The organism is Pseudomonas sp. stari2 (assembly GCF_040760005.1).
Classification (GTDB): Bacteria; Pseudomonadota; Gammaproteobacteria; order Pseudomonadales; family Pseudomonadaceae; genus Aquipseudomonas.
In genome coordinates, this window is the sequence record NZ_CP099760.1 from 3431021 (window position 1) to 3447711 (window position 16691).

Genomic DNA, 16691 nt, shown 5'->3' on the forward strand with positions numbered 1-16691 from the left:
GCTCGGCTCATTCGTCTCCGGGTGCCAGCAACAGATTCGGTGCCAGGCGCTGATAACCGTCCTGGGCCAGGCGCATGTCGAGCAGCAGACTGCCCAGATCCGCCGACAGCGCCTCGCCCTCCCCGTCGTTTTCCAGATACAGCAACTTCAGATAGCTGTTGCAGCCGGGACAGACTTCGGCCCTCAGCGGTGCCTGATTGGCAGCGTGACGATCATCCTCAAGGCTCAGGTATTCAAGGCCCTTGCTCTGCTCGCAATACACGCACTTGACCCGCACCACATGCCATTCGCAGGCGCACAGCGAGCACACCAGATAACGCAAGCCGTTGTGCTTGCCACGATGGCGGATCACTCCGGCCATGGCCGGCGAACCACAGGCCGGGCACTGGCCGAGGCTGTTGCCGGGCGCCAGTTTCAGGTGCGGTGCGCTGAGCAGCCAGTGGCTCCAGGCCGTTTGCAGCGCTGCGCCGAGAAACGGCACCAATGCCGCCGGCACCAGCGAATACTGGCCGCTCACCAGCGCCACCGCCCAGGCCCGCAACTGGCCGGAACTGGCAACCCGCAACGACGTGACCGCATCGGCAACGGCGTGTTGTTCCGGTGTACCGTAGCGTTGCAGCAAGGCATCGAGATACGCCTGCCAGCCGTCCTCGCGGATCAGGGTGTCGGCGGCGAACGGCGGCATGCCGTGTTGCCGGCAGACTTCAAGCCGTTGCTCATCAATCGGGGCGTTTGAAGGCGGATCGTCGAGGACTTGCTGTTGCACGCGGCACAATCCGGCGATCAGACGCAGGTAATCGGCCAGCGGATGCCCGATCGCCAAATGTTCCAGACGTTCGGCGCGCAGCGTGAACAGGTTGCGCGGCGGCAAGTGCAGAAACGGCGGCGCACTGGCCGCCGCTTCGATTTCCCCGGGTTCAAGAATGGTTGGCAAATGTCAGCCCTTTTTGGTGATCGGTCGCTCTGGCGGATCCTGGGATTCCACTTCGCGATACCAGAGTGCGTGATGTTTTTTCGCCCAGGCGCGGCTGACCCAACCGTGCAGCATCGCGTCCACCGAGCCTTTGATCCAGATCCCGGCATAGATGTGCACGATGATGCTGAGGATCAGCACAAACCCGGCCAGTGCATGCAGCAACATCGCCCAGCGAATCGTGGTGATGCCGAAGTAATGACTGAAGTACGCGCGCCAGATCACCAGCCCCGTGAACAACAGCCCCAGCATGCACAGCAGTAAAGTCCAGAACAGCATTTTCTGCCCGGCGTTGTACTTGCCTACCGGCGGCACCGTTTCCTCGTCGTTGACCAGCACCCGGTCAATGCGCCGCAGCCACTTCCAGTCATTGTCGATAAAGAAGTTCGAGCGCCAGAAACGGAACACCAGGCCGAGGAAAAACACGAACATCAGCACGCCCATGAACGGGTGCAGAATCCGCGTCCACGGCCCGCCACCGAACAGGTTGGTCAGCCAGAACATCGACGGATGAAACAGCGCCAGTCCCGAAAGCCCGGCCATGAAGAACAGAATCGCCACCAGCCAGTGGTTGGTGCGCTGGTTGGCGGTGTAGCGCAGGATCGTCTTGTTGCTCATGGCCGGCCCTCCCCGCGTGGATCGAAGGTGTGCACCGCCGGGTCGACCACGTGTACCGAGGTGTCGGGCGGTTCCGGATGGTCATCCTCTTCGGTGCGATTCGGGCCGATCCGCACGTAATGGAAGAACCCGGCCAGCACCGCCGCGCCCATGGCCAGCAGGCCAAGCGGTTTGCTGATGCCTTTCCAAAGGCCCACCAACGGGCTGATCGCCGGATTCTCCGGCAGCCCGGCGTAGATCTTCGGCGTGTCCGCATGATGCAGCACGTACATGACGTGAGTGCCGCCGACGCCTTCGGGATCGTAGAGGCCGGCGTTGTCGAAACCACGGCTCTTCAGGTCAACGATGCGTTCGGCCGCGTGGGTCTTCATGTCCTCTTTGGAGCCGAAGACAATTGCCCCGGTCGGGCAGGTTTTCACGCAGGCCGGCTCCAGCCCCACCGCCACGCGATCCGAACACAGTGTGCATTTGTAGGCCTTGTGGTCCTTCTGCGAGATGCGCGGAATGTTGAACGGGCACCCGGTGATGCAATAACCGCAACCGATGCAATGGTCCTGATCGAAATCGACGATGCCGTTGGCGTGCTTGATGATCGCCCCCGGGCTCGGGCACGCCGCCAGACAACCGGGCTCGGCGCAGTGCATGCAGCCGTCCTTGCGGATCAGCCATTCGAGATTGCCGGTGTCGGTTTCGTGCTCGGTAAAGCGCATCAGCGTCCATGACTCCGCGCTCAAATCCTGCGGGTTGTCGTAGGTGCCGTGGTTGTGGCCGACCTCGTCGCGCAGCTCGTTCCATTCCGAGCACGCAACCTGGCAGGCCTTGCAGCCGATGCATTTGGTGGTGTCGATCAGCTTGGCGACTTCCTCCTGATTGCGCACCGAGGGTGCCGGCGTTGTCGTGGCCGAGCGGGCAATGATGTCTTGGCTGGCCATTTATAGTTTCTCCACGTTGACCAGGAATGACTTGGATTCCGGGGTCTGTGTATTGCCATCGCCGAGGAACGGCACCAGGGTGTTGGTCAGGTAGCCGTGACGCGTCAGGCCGGTGAAGCCCCAGTGCAGCGGGATGCCGATCTGATGCACGACCTGACCGTTGACCTGCAACGGCCGGATCCTTTTGGTCACCACTGCCACCGCTTCGATGAACCCGCGTTTGCAGCTGACCCGTACCCGATCACCGGCAGCGATGCCCTTCTCTTTCGCCAAGACTTCACCGATTTCCACGAACTGCTCCGGTTGGGCAATCGCATTCAACCGGCAATGTTTGCTCCAGAAGTGGAAATGCTCGGTCAGCCGGTAACTGGTGGCGGCGTACGGGTAATCCTTGGCCACGCCGAGGCTGTCCCACACCGAATCGAAGATCCGCGCCGCCGGGTTGCTGGTGGCTTTCTTGTTTTCGGGATGCAGCGGGTTGATGCCGATCGGCGTTTCGAACGGCTCGTAGTGCTCGGGGAATGGCCCTTCGTTCATCTTGTCGACGGCGAAGAATCGCGCCACGCCTTCGGGGTTCATGATGAACGGGTTCATTCCGGCTTCCGGCGGCACGTCGGCCTTGTAGTCCGGCACGTCGGTGCCACCCCAGGCCTTGCCGTTCCACCACACCAGACGTTTTTTCGGGTCCCAGGGTTTGCCCTGCATGTCCGCCGAAGCGCGGTTGTAGAGAATCCGCCGGTTGGCCGGCCAGGCCCACGCCCAGCCTTGGTGCTGATGCATGCCGTACGGATCGGCGTTGTCGCGCCGGGCCATCTGATTGCCGGCCTCGGTCCAACTGCCGCAGAAAATCCAGCAACCGGAGGCGGTGCTGCCGTCATCCTTGAGCTGGGCGAAGGCGGCCAGTTGCGAATTGCCCTTGATCGCCGCGCCCGTGGCGTCGGTGAAGTCAGTGGTGGCGTAGCCGTTGACCTCCTTGGCGATTTCTTCCGGCGACGGTTCTTCCGGGATCTTGTACGGCCAGGAGAGTTTGAGGATCGGATCGGGATAGGCGCCGCCCTCGGTCTGATAACGCTGACGCAGGCGCATGAACAGCTCGGTCATGATCCGCACGTCGGTGCGTGACTCGCCCGGGCCGTCGGCGCCTTTCCAGTGCCATTGCAGCCAGCGACTGCTGTTGACCAGCGAGCCGTCCTCTTCGGCAAAGCAGGTGGTCGGCAGGCGAATGACTTCGGTCTGGATGTCGGCGCTTTTCACATCGTTGTACGGCCCGACGTTTTCCCAGAACTGCGAGGTTTCAGTGGCCAGCGGGTCCATCACCACCAGCCATTTCAGTTTGGCGAGAGCAGCCATCACCCGGTTCTTGTCCGGCAGCGCGGCAATCGGGTTGAAGCCCTGGCACATGTAGCCGTTGACCTTGCCCTGCCCCATCAGATCGAACACCTTGAGGATGTCATAGTTGGGGATGTCGAGTTTCGGCAGGTAATCGTAGGCCCACTGGTTTTCGGCGGTCGCGTTGGCGCCGTACCAGGCTTTCATCAGGCTGACGTGGAACTTGCTGTAGTTCTGCCAGTAGGACAACTGGCCCGGCCGCAACGGCAATTGCGTGCGTTTCTTGATGTAGGCGTTGTAGTCCTGCTCGGCGTCGGTGGGCAGGGTCAGGTAACCTGGCAACGAGTTCGACAGCAACCCGAGGTCGGTCAGGCCCTGAATGTTCGAGTGCCCGCGCAAGGCGTTGACCCCGCCGCCGGGCATGCCGACGTTGCCCAGCAACAGTTGCACCATCGCCGCGCTGCGGATGATCTGCGAGCCGATCGAGTGCTGGGTCCAGCCCAATGCGTAAAGGATGGTCATGGTCTTGCCCGGTTGCGAGCAAGTGGCGATTTCCTCCCAGATTTTCTTCATCGCATCGACCGGCATGCCGCAGATCTGGCTCGCCAGGTCGATGTTGTAGCGGCTGTAATGCTGCTTCATCAATTGATAGACGCAGCGCGGGTCCTGCAGGGTCGGGTCGACTTTGGCAAAGCCGTCCTCGCCCAGCTCGTAACCCCAGCTGGATTTGTCGGTGTAGCTGCGTTTGGCCGCGTCATAACCGGTGAACAGTCCGTCCTCGAAGCCGAAACCGGCTTTGACAATGAACGACACGTCGGTGTAGTTGCGCACGTATTCGTGCTGGATCTTGTCCTCGGTCAGCAGGTAATTGATCAGCCCGCCCATGAACGCGATGTCGCTGCCGGTGCGAATCGGCGCGTAGTAATCGGCCACGGACGCGGTTCGGGTAAACCTGGGGTCGACGACAATCAGCCGCGCCGCATTGTGCGCTTTGGCTTCGGTCACCCATTTGAAGCCGCATGGATGCGCTTCAGCGGAGTTGCCACCCATCACCAGGATCAGATTCGCGTTGGCGATATCGGTCCAGGTGTTGGTCATGGCTCCACGGCCGTACGTCGGGGCAAGACTTGCCACCGTCGGGCCGTGTCAGACACGCGCCTGGTTATCGAACCCCAGCATGCCGAGACTGCGCACCACCTTGTGGGTGATGTAGCCCGCTTCGTTGGACGCCGCCGACGCTGCGAGGAACCCGGTGGTCAGCCAGCGGTTCACCGTTTGCCCCTGGGCGTTCTTCTCGACGAAATTGGCGTCGCGGTCGGCCTTCATCAGGTCGGCGACGCGGTCGAGGGCTTCATCCCAGGTGATCCGGGTCCATTCGCTGCTGCCGGGCTTGCGCACCTGCGGGTACTGCAGGCGGCCCGGGCTGTGAATGAAGTCCAGCAGGCCGGCGCCTTTCGGGCACAGGGTGCCGCGGTTGACCGGGTGGTCGGCGTCGCCCTCGATATGGATGATGTTTTGCGCAACGTTCTTCGCGGCATCGCCCTGGCTGTACATGATCAAACCGCAACCGACCGAGCAATACGGGCAGGTGTTGCGGGTTTCATGGGTGTGGGCAAGCTTGAAGTGGCGCACCTGCTCGGCGAAGGCCAGCGTCGGGGCCATGCCCAACGCGCCCAGGCTTGAGCCTGCAAGGCCGATACCGGCGACCTTGAAGAACTGACGACGGCTGAGATCCATCGTGCACTCCTGATCAGGTGGAACCCGGTACTTGAGCCGGGTTTTTTCTGGACATTCACGGTGGCGGCAAGCGAGTGCCGACTTTTTCACTGTAGACAACGGCGCCGTGGTCTGTGTGAAAACCGACCGTCGGCCATTCGTCGGTCACAAGTTCGCGCCCGCAGGGGCTGGAGGTTTATCATCGCCGGCACGACCCATCTCCGCCCTCAGAGACCGCGCATGACTTTCGATTTTGATCAGGTATTCGACCGCCACGACACCGGCAGCACCAAGTGGAGCCGCTATGCGGCCGATGTGTTGCCGATGTGGGTCGCTGACATGGATTTCGCGGCGCCGCCGGTGGTCATCGAGGCGCTGCAACAGCGTCTGCTGCACCCCTTGGTCGGCTACAGCGTCGCCCAGGACAATTTGCGCGAGGCCATCGTCGCCGACCTCTGGAACAAGTTCGCCTGGCGGGTCAAACCGCAGGAGCTGATCTTCCTGCCGGGTGTCGAGTCGGGTTTCAACATGGCGCTCAAGGCGCTGGTGCAGCCACAGCAGAATGTCGTGGTGCAAACCCCGAACTACCCGCCGCTGCGCCATGCACCGGGCCATTGGGGCCTGAACAAGGTCGAGCTGGAATTCAACGCCCGGGCCGACGGCACCTACGCCACACCGCTGGATGCCTTGCGTGAATCCCTGACCGGTGGGGGCGCCTTGCTGCTGAGCAACCCGCACAACCCGATCGGCAAGGTCTTCGATCGTGAAGAACTGCAAGCGGTGGCCGACATCTGCGTGTCGCAGAACGCCTGGATCATCTCCGACGAAATCCACGCCGAGCTGTGCTACGACGGTCGCGTGCACATTCCGACCGCGTCCCTGAGCCCGGAAATCGCTCAGCGCACCATCACCCTGATGTCGGCGAGCAAGGCCTACAACATTGCCGGCCTCAAGACCTCGTTCATGATCATTCAGGACACCGCCCTGCGCGAGCGGGTCAACCACGCCCGCTGCGGCATGGTGGACAGCGTCAACCCGCTGGGCATGGAAGCCACCCGCGTGGCGTACAGCGAAGCCGGGCCGTGGCTGAAAGAACTCAAGCACTACCTGCAAGCCAACCGTGACTGGCTGGTGGACGCGGTTCGCAGCCGCCTGCCGGGTGTGACGATCAACGTGCCGCAGGGCACTTATCTGGCGTGGCTCGATTGCTCGGCCCTTGGGCTGGACAATCCGCAGCAGTTCTTCCTCGAACAGGCTCGCGTCGGACTCAGCCCGGGCATCGATTTCGGTGACCAGAGCCAGCAGTTCGTGCGCCTGAATTTCGGTTGTCCGCGTTCGTTGCTGGAAGAAGGCATTGCGCGGATGGAACGCAGTCTGGCCGCACGCCAGGCCTGAATCCCGTAGAGGTCATCGTCAATCCGATCGAACTCATGGCAAAGATGCCGAGTCAACCGGCCACACCTGCCATGAACCCGGAGATTGACGATGACCGACTATCCCACCCCACCGTTTCCGCAACAGGCGCAAGCCGTACCCGGTTCCCAACGCAAGATGGAGCCGTATCCCGATTGCGGCGAGCAAAGCTATACCGGCTCGGGTCGCCTCGCCGGCAAGATCGCCCTGATCACCGGAGCCGACAGTGGCATCGGTCGCGCCGTGGCCATCGCCTTCGCCCGTGAAGGCGCCGATGTAGCGGTCGCCTACCTCAACGAACACGAAGATGCCCGGGAAACGGCACGCTGGGTCGAGCAGGCCGGGCGTCAGTGTCTGTTGCTGCCGTGCGATATCGCACAGAAAGCCCACTGCCAGGCATTGGTGAACCAGACCGTTGAACGCTTCGGCCGCATCGATGTGCTGGTCAATAACGCCGCGTTCCAGATGACCCACGAAACATTCGAAGAAATTCCCGATGACGAATGGCTGATGACCTTCGACGTCAACATCACTGCGATTTTCCGTCTGTGCCAGGCGGCGCTCAAACACATGGGCCGTGGCGCCTCGATCATCAACACCAGTTCAGTCAATTCGGACATGCCCAAACCCACCCTGCTCGCCTATGCCACCACCAAAGGGGCGATTGCCAACTTCACCGGCGGTCTGGCACAAATGCTCGGCCCTCGTGGCATTCGCGTGAACTGCGTGGCACCGGGGCCGATCTGGACCCCACTGATTGTTTCGACCATGCCGGACGAAGAAGTCCAGCACTTTGGTGAGCAAACGCCGCTCGGCCGGCCGGGACAACCGGTTGAAGTCGCGCCGATCTACGTGCTGCTCGCTTCGGACGAGGCCAGCTATATCACCGGGCAGCGCTATGGGGTCACGGGCGGCAAACCGATGCTCTGACGGTCACGGCGGTCCATGAACCATGAGCTTCATTATCTGGGTCACAGTGCTTGGTGCGGTTCTGCTGATCCTTGCGCTGACATCGTCCTACCTGCGCTGGCTGCCGGTCACAACCTCGGCTGTGTGTCTGCTGCTCGGCATCGGTATCGGGCCGGGCGGTCTCGATCTGTTGAAGCTGCCGCTGGAGCAGGCATCCTCATGGATGGAACATCTGACCGAAGTCGCGGTGCTGTTTTCGCTGTTCGTCTGCGGCTTGAAGCTGCGTCTGCCGCTGCGCGACAAACGTTGGCGGATCGCCTTCGGCCTGGCCGGGCCGGTGATGGTGCTGACGATCATCGGCGTCAGCCTGCTGCTGCATTACGGTCTGGATCTGGGCTGGGGGCCGTCATTGTTGATCGGCGCGATTCTGGCGCCCACCGACCCGGTATTGGCTTCTCTGGTGCAAGTCAATGACGCGCGAGACATCGACAGTGTGCGCTTCGGACTGTCGGGTGAAGCCGGACTCAATGACGGGATTGCCTTTCCGTTCGTGATCCTTGGGTTGTTGTGGCTTAAGGGCGATGGCCTGGCTGCCGAGTGGAGCAACTGGATAACACATGACGTGCTGTGGGCGGTTCCTGCCGGATTGCTCACCGGCTACTGGCTGGGTCGCGGGATCGGACGGGTTACCCTCGCCTTGCAGCTGCGCAACGAAGACAGCACGGTAAGCCCCAACGATTATCTGACCCTGGCCCTGATTGCGCTGGCCTATGTGGTGGCTGACGCCATTGGCGGCTACGGCTTTTTGTCGGTGTTTGCCGCAGGGCTGGGCTTACGCCAGGAGGAAGTGAAATCCACCGGTGCCAGTGAGCCGCCGGCTGAACATCTGGTTCAACCGGTAGTCGGCCATCAGCACGTCGAACCGCAACACGCCGTGCATGGCGATACCGAACGGCTGGAGGACAGCCAAGTGGCCGCCGGGATCATGATGGGCGACATGCTCGCCTTCGGCAGTCTGGTCGAGCGGGCGATGGAAGTGTTTCTGGTCACCCTGCTCGGCGTGGTGCTCGCTACGCACTGGGACTGGCGGGCGCTGTGGGTGGGCGGCGTTCTGTTTCTCGTCATCCGTCCGCTCTGTGTAGCGCTGATGCCGTGGGGAACGCTGCTGAAGTGGCGTCAGCGGAGGCTGATCGGATGGTTCGGCATTCGTGGCATCGGCAGTCTTTTCTACCTGTTCTATGCCCTGAATCATGGGCTGAGCGACACTGTGGCGAGCCAGTGCACTGACCTGACGTTATCCGTCGTGTCGCTGAGTATTTTGCTGCACGGCATCAGCACGCAGCCAGTCCTCACCCGCTACGAGCAGCTGAAGGAACAGGAAACATGATGAGTGCGAGCTACTTGCCTGCACGGAAACATCAAGAATCCTTCTCAAAATAAATGGATCCCTCGCCGTTTGCCCGCAGTCACAACCTTAACGCCTCGTTGATTTCGATCGGCGAGGTTCGACAGGCTCGCTTCTCCTCTGCGGCAATGAATGCCCGGCACGTGGAATCTCGAAAAACAAGGCCAAAGGTCATGAAAGAAGGCTCATCAACATTCGCGAAAATCAAGGCTTGCAGAACCCTCGCGCTGGAACGCAACAGGGCTCTGTTCGAAGAGGCCCGGGCGCTCAATCGCAAGGCCAACGAATTACTGGAAGGTGAGAATCTGGATATCGAGCAATTCGAACGCTATCGGGCCGTGCGCCGCAAAGCCGACCGGCAATTCGAAGACGCGATAGATCATCTGAGCGTGCTGAACGAAGATTTCCCGCCTCTTCAAACATCGTCGCCCAATGCCGGTGGTCCGCGCCGCGAGCTTGAAACCCGGCTCTGAACCTCCCCCTAAAGCCTGGCCTCATGGCCGGGCTTTTCATTGGCAGACGCGATCTGCCTTCACTTCATCGCTGACGCAATGATTTCGACAAGACCTTGCTGATTGAACGGCTTCGACAATCTTGGCAATCCGGCTGCAAATCCCTCGATGCGTTCGGCATAGCCGGTGGCCAGGATGATGGGCAAGTCCGGTTTGAGCAGCCGTACGGCGTGCGCCAGTTGGGCACCGCTCATCTGTGGCATGGCCATGTCGGTGATCATCAGGTCGATGACTTCTCCTTGGTCGAACAACTCAAGTGCCTGGGCACCGGATGTCGCACTGATGACCCGGTGTCCCAGATCCTCGAGCAGGAGATTGGTGCTGGTCAGCACCAGGCTGTCATCGTCCACCACCAGTACGCTGAGTCTTGGCACTGACGCCATGGACGGCTTCGGGTCCAAGGGCTTGGTCGCCGTCCCGTCGGTGGCGACCGGCAGCCAGAGCTCGGCGCAAGTCCCCTGCCCCTTCACGCTTTTGAGTATGAAACGGCCACCCAACTGTTCGATGAAACCATGCACCATCGACAACCCCAGCCCGGTGCCCTTGCCCAGGCCTTTGGTGGTGAAGAACGGATCGGTCGCCGAGGCCAGCGTCGCATCATCCATGCCTTCACCGGTATCGGTCACGTTCAGGCAGACATAGCGTCCCGCCGTGAGGCTTGCATGACTTTCCTGCAGAACCACCCGCGGCTCGGCGCCGATGACCACGCTACCGCCCTCGGGCATTGCATCGCGGGCGTTGGTGGCCAGGTTGAGGACCGCCAGTTCGAGCTGGTTGGTGTCGGCGAGCACCGCTTCAAGATCGTCGGGAAACTGCGTTTCGATGCGAATCCCCGGCCCCAGTGAGCTGCGCAACAGACCGGTGATGCCTTGCACCAGTTTCGGGATGTCCACAGGTTCGGTCTTGAGCTCCTGGCGCCGGGCGAAGGCCAGCATGCGCTGGGTCAGTGACACGCCACGCAGCGCGCCCTGGGTGGCGTTTTCCAGCAGGCGGCTGACTTTCGGGTCGTCGCCGACACGTTTGCGCACGATCTCCAAGTTACCGAGGATCACTGTCAGCAGATTGTTGAAGTCATGGGCGATACCACCGCTGAGCTGACCGATGGCCTGCATCTTCTGCGCCTGGAACAGTGCCTCGCGGGTTTGCTCCAGTGCCAGCTGCGCCTGGTGGGCTTCGGTCACGTCACGGGTGATCTTGGCAAAGCCGAGCAACGCGCCGGTTTCGCCGCGAATCGCATCGACCACCACATGGGCCAGGAACCGCGTGCCGTCCTTGCGCAAACGCCAGCTCTTGTTCTCGAAGCGCCCTTCGCGCACCGCGGTTTCCAGCGCCCGCTGCGGCTCCCCGATCTCGCGGTCCTCCGGGGTGTAGAACATCGAAAAATGCTTGCCGATGACTTCGTTGGGCGCATAGCCCTTGATCCGTTGCGCACCGGGGTTCCAGTTGGTCACGCGGCCTTCCGGGCTGAGCATGTAGATCGCGTAGTCGGTGACGCCCTGCACCAGCAGGCGGAACTGCTGTTCGCTTTGCTTGAGGGTTTCCTCGGCCATCTTGCGGTCGGTGAGGTCACGGGTGATTTTCGCAAAACCGAGTAGTTGCCCGTCCGGACTGTAAATCGGGTCGATCACCACGTGGCACCAGAAGTGCGTACTGTCCTTGCGTACCCGCCAGCCTTCGCCTTCGAACCGTCCTTCGCGGATCGCCGTGTCCAGTGCCCGTTGCGGCATGCCGACAGCGCGGTCTTCATCGGTGTAGAAGCGCGAAAAATGCTCGCCGAGAATCTCGGCTTCTTCATAGCCCTTGAAACGTTTGGCCCCGGAGTTCCAGCTTGTGATGATGCCAGCCGGATCGATCATGTAGATCGCATAATCGACCACGGCATCGATCAGCAGGCGAAAGCGCATGTCTTCGATCGCAGCGGACTTCTTGTTCTCGCTCATCAGGCTTGGCTCAAAGCAGATTTTCAATAACAGGAGTATGCGTCAAACCGGAATATTGAAAAGCCGCATCTGCGTGATCGAGCTGCCACCAACGCGGCAACAACTGCTGGATGCGGCTCTCGGCGAAGCGATCGTCGATCAGCATGACCACACCACGATCCTGCTGGGTGCGGATCACCCGCCCTGCAGCCTGCACCACTTTCTGCATGCCGGGGAACAGGTAGGTGTAGTCATAACCCGCGCCGAAGATTGCTGCCATGCGCCGTTTCATCTGTTCGTTGACCGGGTTGAGCTGCGCCAGCCCCAGCGTGGCGACGAAGGCGCCGATCAACCGGGCACCGGGCAAATCGATGCCTTCGCCGAATGCACCGCCGAGTACGGCGAACCCGACGCCCCGGCTGTGCGCCGTGAACTGATCGAGAAACGCCTGCCGCTGCCCCTCAGCCATACCCCGTGATTGCTGCCAGACTGGAAGGTGCGGATGCCGTTCAGCGAGCAACTGCGCGACCTGTTGCGAATATTCGAAGCTGCTGAAGAACGCCAGATAGTTGCCCGGGCGCTCGCCGAACTGGCGAGCGATCAGTTCGACAATCGGCTCCAGTGACGCCTGGCGATGGGTGAATCGGGTGGAAATCTGGCTGACGATCCGCACCTGCAACTGTTCGGCGCTGAACGGCGATTCAACGTCGATCCACACCGTGTCGGCCGGAGTTCCGAGCAGATCGGCGTAATAGTGGCGCGGGCTCAGGGTCGCGGAAAACAGCACGCAGCTGCGGGCCGCTTTCAAGCGTGGGCCAAGCAGCGCGGCGGGCACCACGTTGCGCAGGCACAGTTGCGACAGCGGGCGTTTGCGGTCGAGGTCACGCTTGCTGATGTCGAACAGGTAATGCGCGTCGAACAACTCCGCTACGCGACCGAATTGCAGCATCTCGAAGTAGACATTCTGCAAGCCACTGTCGAGTCCTTGCGGGTGGTCGTTGAGGTAATCACCGATGCTCGCGCTGCATAAAGTGATCGCCTGAAGCAGTTTTTCCGGCGCCTTGTCGTAAGCCTGATACGGCGCCAGTTGCGCGTTGTGCAGGGCGTTCCATTCACGGTTGACCCGCTGCAAGGGCTTTTTCAAGGCCTCGGGTGCGGTTTTGCGTACGCCATTGAAGATCCCCTGATCGAGGGTGGCGCTGTACATCTGCCGCCCACGCTCGACCAGGTTGTGCGCCTCGTCCACCAGCACAGCGACTTTCCATTGATTGAGCTGGGCCAGGCCGAACAGCAGCGCGGTGAAGTCGAAGTAATAGTTGTAGTCCGCCACCACCACATCAGCCCAGCGAGCCATTTCCTGGCTCAGGTAATACGGGCACACCGAGTGTTGCGCGGCAACATCACGCAGCGCCGACTGATCCATCAATTGCAATCGGCTGGCCGCTTTACGTGCCGCCGGCAGCCGATCGTAAAAGCCCCGGGCCAACGGGCAGGACTCGCCATGACAAGCCTTGTCGGGATGCTCGCAAGCCTTGTCCCGGGCGACCATTTCCAGCACTCGCAATGGCAGGGTTTCGCTGCGATCGAACAGCACTTGCGCCGCGTCCAGTGCCAGTTTGCGTCCCGGAGTTTTCGCGGTAAGGAAATACACCTTGTCCAGTTGCTGCGGCGCCAACGCCTTGAGCATCGGGAACAGAGTGCCGAGAGTCTTGCCGATGCCGGTGGGCGCCTGAGCCATGAGGCAGCGGCCTGTGCTGACGGCTTTGAATACCGACTCTGCAAGATGACGCTGGCCGGGGCGAAAATCAGTGTGGGGAAAGCTCAGTTGCTGCGCGGCCTGGTTGCGGGCTTCACGGTGGGCCATTTCCTGTTCGGCCCACGCCAGGAACAAGCCGCACTGTTGTTCGAAGAACTCGCGCAAGGTTTCGGCGGAGAAGACTTCGCCCAGACAGGTTTCCTTTTCGCTGACGATGTCGAAGTACACCAGCGCCAGATTGATCTGTTCAAGCTGCAATCGGCAGCACATCAGCCAGCCGTAGATTTTCGCCTGCGCCCAGTGCAGCGCACGGTGATTGGCCGGTTGTTTGCTCAGGTCGCCACGGTAAGTTTTGACTTCCTCCAGGCGGTTCTGCGTCGGGTCGTAGCCATCCGCACGGCCCTTGACCTTCAAGGTGTGGAACTCGCCCTCCAGCGACACCTCGCTTTGATAGGCGTCATTGCGTCGCGAGGCGACGGTACGGTGACCGGCGATGCCCTCAAGCGCGGTGGGCGACGGGGTGAAGCGCAAGTCGAGGTCGCCGCTCTTGGCGGAGAACTCGCACAACGCTCGCACCGCGATGCTATAGCTCAAACGCCCTGCTCCGCCCATTGCACGTAACACACGGCTACCGGCATCTGGTGCGTGTGGCAGAACTCCAGCCAGCGCAACTGGTTATCCTGCAAGCGGTCGCCGGGGCCTTTGACTTCGATCATCCGATAGGTTTTATGTTGCGGCCAGAACTGGATCAGGTCCGGCATGCCGGCGCGGTTGGCCTTGATGTCCAGCAACAGGCGATTGAACCAGTGCTTGAGATGTTCGGGCGGCAGACAGATCAGCGCTTGCTCCAGCAGATCTTCATCAAGCGCGCCCCAGAACACGAAGGGCGACTGAATGCCCCACTTGGTGACAAATCGGCTGCGGATGGTGTCGGCATAGCGACCGTCGTCCAGTTCGGCCAGGCAAGCCTCGAACAGCTCGGCCCGCCGTCCCTGGAAATCCTCTTGGAGCAGGTCCGCCGGCCCGCGCTGGAACGGGTTGAAAAACGCCCCCGGCAGCGGCGCAAAAACCGCCGGCCAGCACAGCAAGCCAAACAGTGAGTTGATCAGGCTGTTCTCGACGTAATGCACCGGGCCTGCGTCTTCACGCAGATGCGCCTGCACGTGATACTCCACCGACAACGCCGGATCGAGCCGTGGCAGGTGCAAGTCCAGGCGTTCCATCGGTCTTGGCGCAACGCGCTTGAGCGGCGGCCCGCCAAGCTTGCGTCGCAGGCGTGGCAGCGCCCGCTGCAGGCCCTGCTGTTCGGCGGCGCTTTCCGGTGCCTGTTCGGCCAAAACCGCCAATTCCAGCGCCAGGGCATATTCGCCGCAGCGCTCCAGCACCCGGATCATCCGCAACCGCGCGCCGGGATAGGCGCAGCCGCGATAAAGGCTCAGGGCCAGGGCAAATTCCGCGATGCGTTCGCAGTGCTGGCCGATCTGGAACAACAGCTTGCCCAGCCGACGTTGCAACCAAGGGTTGTCGAAATGCAGTGCGCTCAACTGCTCGGCAATTGGCTCCAGTGCCTCACCGGCCTCAAAACGCTGCTGACAATCGTGCAGGAACAGGCAGGCATCGACGTCGGCACGGCTGCGCAGGCCCCGGGAATCGGCACTGAACTCGACTTTTTCATAGGTGAAGATCCCAAGGTCAGCGAGGACGAACTCCGACCAGTCCTGATAAAGGTTGCCGAAGAACATCAGGCGAAACCGGTCGCACAGGTCCATCAGCGTCAGGCTGAACAATCGGTCTGCAATCGCCGGGCACCAGTCGCTCCAGCGCCGAGATTCAGGAAACTGTTGATGCAGGACCGGCAGCCAATCGACTTTCCGACCCTTGGGTTCTTCGATGGCCGGGCCGAACGCCTGCAGGACTTCGGCCTTCAGCAACAGGTCGAACAGCTCCGGCATCGATAGCAGCGCCTGCTCATCCAGCCAGCCGTGATCGAGCAACGGCTGCGCGGCCAGAGCGATGTCACCAATTTCCGCATAACTGAGCTTGCCCTCACGAAAATGCACGCCCTTGCGCATCACCATCCGCACCAGCAACCCCTGGGACCCGCGAGGCAGTACCTTGAAGTCGCGAATGAAGGCGTGCTCCGTCTCGCTCATCACGTCGGCATAACGAAGCTCAAGCCAGTCAAGCACTTGCCGAAAGTTGTTGAGGTAATAGAACGGATCGTCGAGGGGGCTGGAAGTCACAGTGATAAGGGGCCATGGCGAACGAGTACTGGTTATGCGTACAGATACCAGCTCTGCCCTGCCCTGCGCAAACGGAAAAAGATCAGTGGCGTCCGCGATCGAGGTTTTTTCACCAGACCATCGAACTTTTGCGGGCTATTTGGCACCAACCGCGTTAGAAGACCGACATCAGTCGATTTGCATGAGGAATGCAGGATATGAGTTTCAAGACATTGTGTATGCCGTTGGCGGCCGTCGCGTTGTTGGCGCTGGCCGGCTGCTCCACTCCGACGGTGGTGACGTTGCAGAACGGTACGCAGTACTTGACCAAGGACATGCCAAAGACCAAGTCCGAAGATGGTTTTTATGAGTTCAGGGACATCTCCGGCGCGAAGATCAGAGTGAAGTCCGACGAAGTGGCCACGGTGCGCAAGGAAGATTGACCCCGATAGCGGAGCTGCCGATAAGGCAGCTCCATGAACACAGCGGTTATTGCGGCAGGGTCATACCCGGAATGCTGTTGTCGCAACTGAAGTAATGTTCGCCCCGACGAGCCAGTTCCGCTTGCAATCGCTGGCAGCGTTCCCGTTCTTGCTGGGCCATGCGGTCGATGCTGAGGTTGCCGGTGGTTTCCGGCTGTTTGCCGTCGCCCAGACGTATTGTCACGAACGGCTGTTCCGGCTGGATCTGAAAGCGGCTTTTCTCTTCGACCGGCTCGCTGTTCTCGCTGGGTGCCGGTTTCGGCAAATCATCGGAGCTGACACCGTAGCGGCTCAAAATCGAGCTGTGAGGCAAATCGGCCCAAGCGTTGGCCGAAAGCAGCGCCAACCCGACGATACCGATATACCCCTTGAAACCTTTCACGTTTGAATCTCCTGTACTCAATGGCGGCTTGCCCATACATGACGAGTGCGCATGCGATGGCTTTAGTCCGCGTTTCCTGTTGGTGCAGAGGTTTGAGTCAGGTAGTGGCCAATGAGTCACTTT

General features: G+C 61.1%; 13 protein-coding genes. 5 read left to right on the forward strand and 8 right to left on the reverse strand.

All coding sequences use genetic code 11. The features are described from left to right. Positions 1–7: 7 nt before the first annotated feature. The 4 genes from fdhE to fdnG are packed head-to-tail and all read right to left on the reverse strand — an operon-like array spanning position 8 to position 5589. On the reverse strand, positions 8–934 hold the full coding sequence (gene fdhE / locus NH234_RS15475; RefSeq protein ID WP_367253289.1) for a formate dehydrogenase accessory protein FdhE: 927 nt from the start codon (positions 932–934) through the stop codon (positions 8–10). Positions 935–937: 3 nt separating this feature from the next. Continuing rightward, on the reverse strand, positions 938–1591 hold the full coding sequence (locus tag NH234_RS15480) for a formate dehydrogenase subunit gamma (RefSeq protein ID WP_085730992.1): 654 nt from the start codon (positions 1589–1591) through the stop codon (positions 938–940). Then, positions 1588–2523, reverse strand: a complete 936-nt coding sequence (gene fdxH, locus NH234_RS15485; protein WP_367253290.1) for a formate dehydrogenase subunit beta — start codon at positions 2521–2523, stop codon at positions 1588–1590. Before fdxH ends, NH234_RS15480 begins: the two co-directional genes overlap by 4 nt. Then, the gene (gene fdnG, locus NH234_RS15490; RefSeq protein WP_139831707.1) at positions 2524–5589 is read right to left on the reverse strand and encodes a formate dehydrogenase-N subunit alpha; all 3066 of its coding nucleotides are present in this window, start codon (positions 5587–5589) and stop codon (positions 2524–2526) included. A gap of 219 nt (positions 5590–5808) precedes the next feature. Between fdnG and NH234_RS15495 the strand changes: the two genes are divergently transcribed. From NH234_RS15495 to NH234_RS15510, 4 genes are all read left to right on the forward strand, one after another. Continuing rightward, the gene (locus tag NH234_RS15495) at positions 5809–6963 is read left to right on the forward strand and encodes a MalY/PatB family protein (protein ID WP_367253291.1); all 1155 of its coding nucleotides are present in this window, start codon (positions 5809–5811) and stop codon (positions 6961–6963) included. A 90-nt stretch (positions 6964–7053) separates the two neighbouring features. Then, entirely contained in the window at positions 7054–7911 is an 858-nt protein-coding gene (locus NH234_RS15500; protein ID WP_085730996.1) for an SDR family oxidoreductase, read from the forward strand. 22 nt (positions 7912–7933) lie between these two features. Next, positions 7934–9277: a cation:proton antiporter gene (locus NH234_RS15505; protein ID WP_085730997.1), complete on the forward strand. Its 1344-nt coding sequence runs from the start codon at positions 7934–7936 to the stop codon at positions 9275–9277. Positions 9278–9330: 53 nt separating this feature from the next. Then, entirely contained in the window at positions 9331–9768 is a 438-nt protein-coding gene (locus NH234_RS15510) for a hypothetical protein (protein WP_256575982.1), read from the forward strand. Positions 9769–9827: 59 nt separating this feature from the next. On the opposite strand, the gene NH234_RS15515 is transcribed toward NH234_RS15510, so the two are convergent. Genes NH234_RS15515 through NH234_RS15525 form a run of 3 tightly spaced genes read right to left on the reverse strand, consistent with a single transcriptional unit; the run spans position 9828 to position 15725 of the window. Then, complete coding sequence (locus tag NH234_RS15515) at positions 9828–11747, reverse strand: PAS domain S-box protein (RefSeq protein WP_367253292.1); 1920 nt, start codon at positions 11745–11747, stop codon at positions 9828–9830. A 10-nt stretch (positions 11748–11757) separates the two neighbouring features. After that, on the reverse strand, positions 11758–14076 hold the full coding sequence (locus tag NH234_RS15520) for an ATP-dependent DNA helicase (protein ID WP_367253293.1): 2319 nt from the start codon (positions 14074–14076) through the stop codon (positions 11758–11760). After that, positions 14073–15725 (reverse strand): VRR-NUC domain-containing protein, encoded by a 1653-nt coding sequence (locus tag NH234_RS15525; RefSeq protein WP_367253294.1) that lies wholly within the window; start codon positions 15723–15725, stop codon positions 14073–14075. The genes NH234_RS15520 and NH234_RS15525 overlap by 4 nt, the downstream gene beginning before the upstream one ends. Positions 15726–15922: 197 nt before the next feature. Between NH234_RS15525 and NH234_RS15530 the strand changes: the two genes are divergently transcribed. Next, positions 15923–16147, forward strand: coding sequence for a YgdI/YgdR family lipoprotein (locus tag NH234_RS15530; RefSeq protein WP_085731002.1), 225 nt, complete (start codon positions 15923–15925; stop codon positions 16145–16147). Positions 16148–16193: 46 nt separating this feature from the next. Here the strand turns inward: NH234_RS15530 and NH234_RS15535 are convergent, their stop codons facing one another. After that, positions 16194–16568 carry a hypothetical protein gene (locus NH234_RS15535; RefSeq protein ID WP_085731003.1) on the reverse strand — a complete coding sequence of 125 codons (375 nt, stop codon included), beginning with the start codon at positions 16566–16568 and terminating at the stop codon, positions 16194–16196. Between the last annotated feature and the right edge of the window lie 123 nt (positions 16569–16691).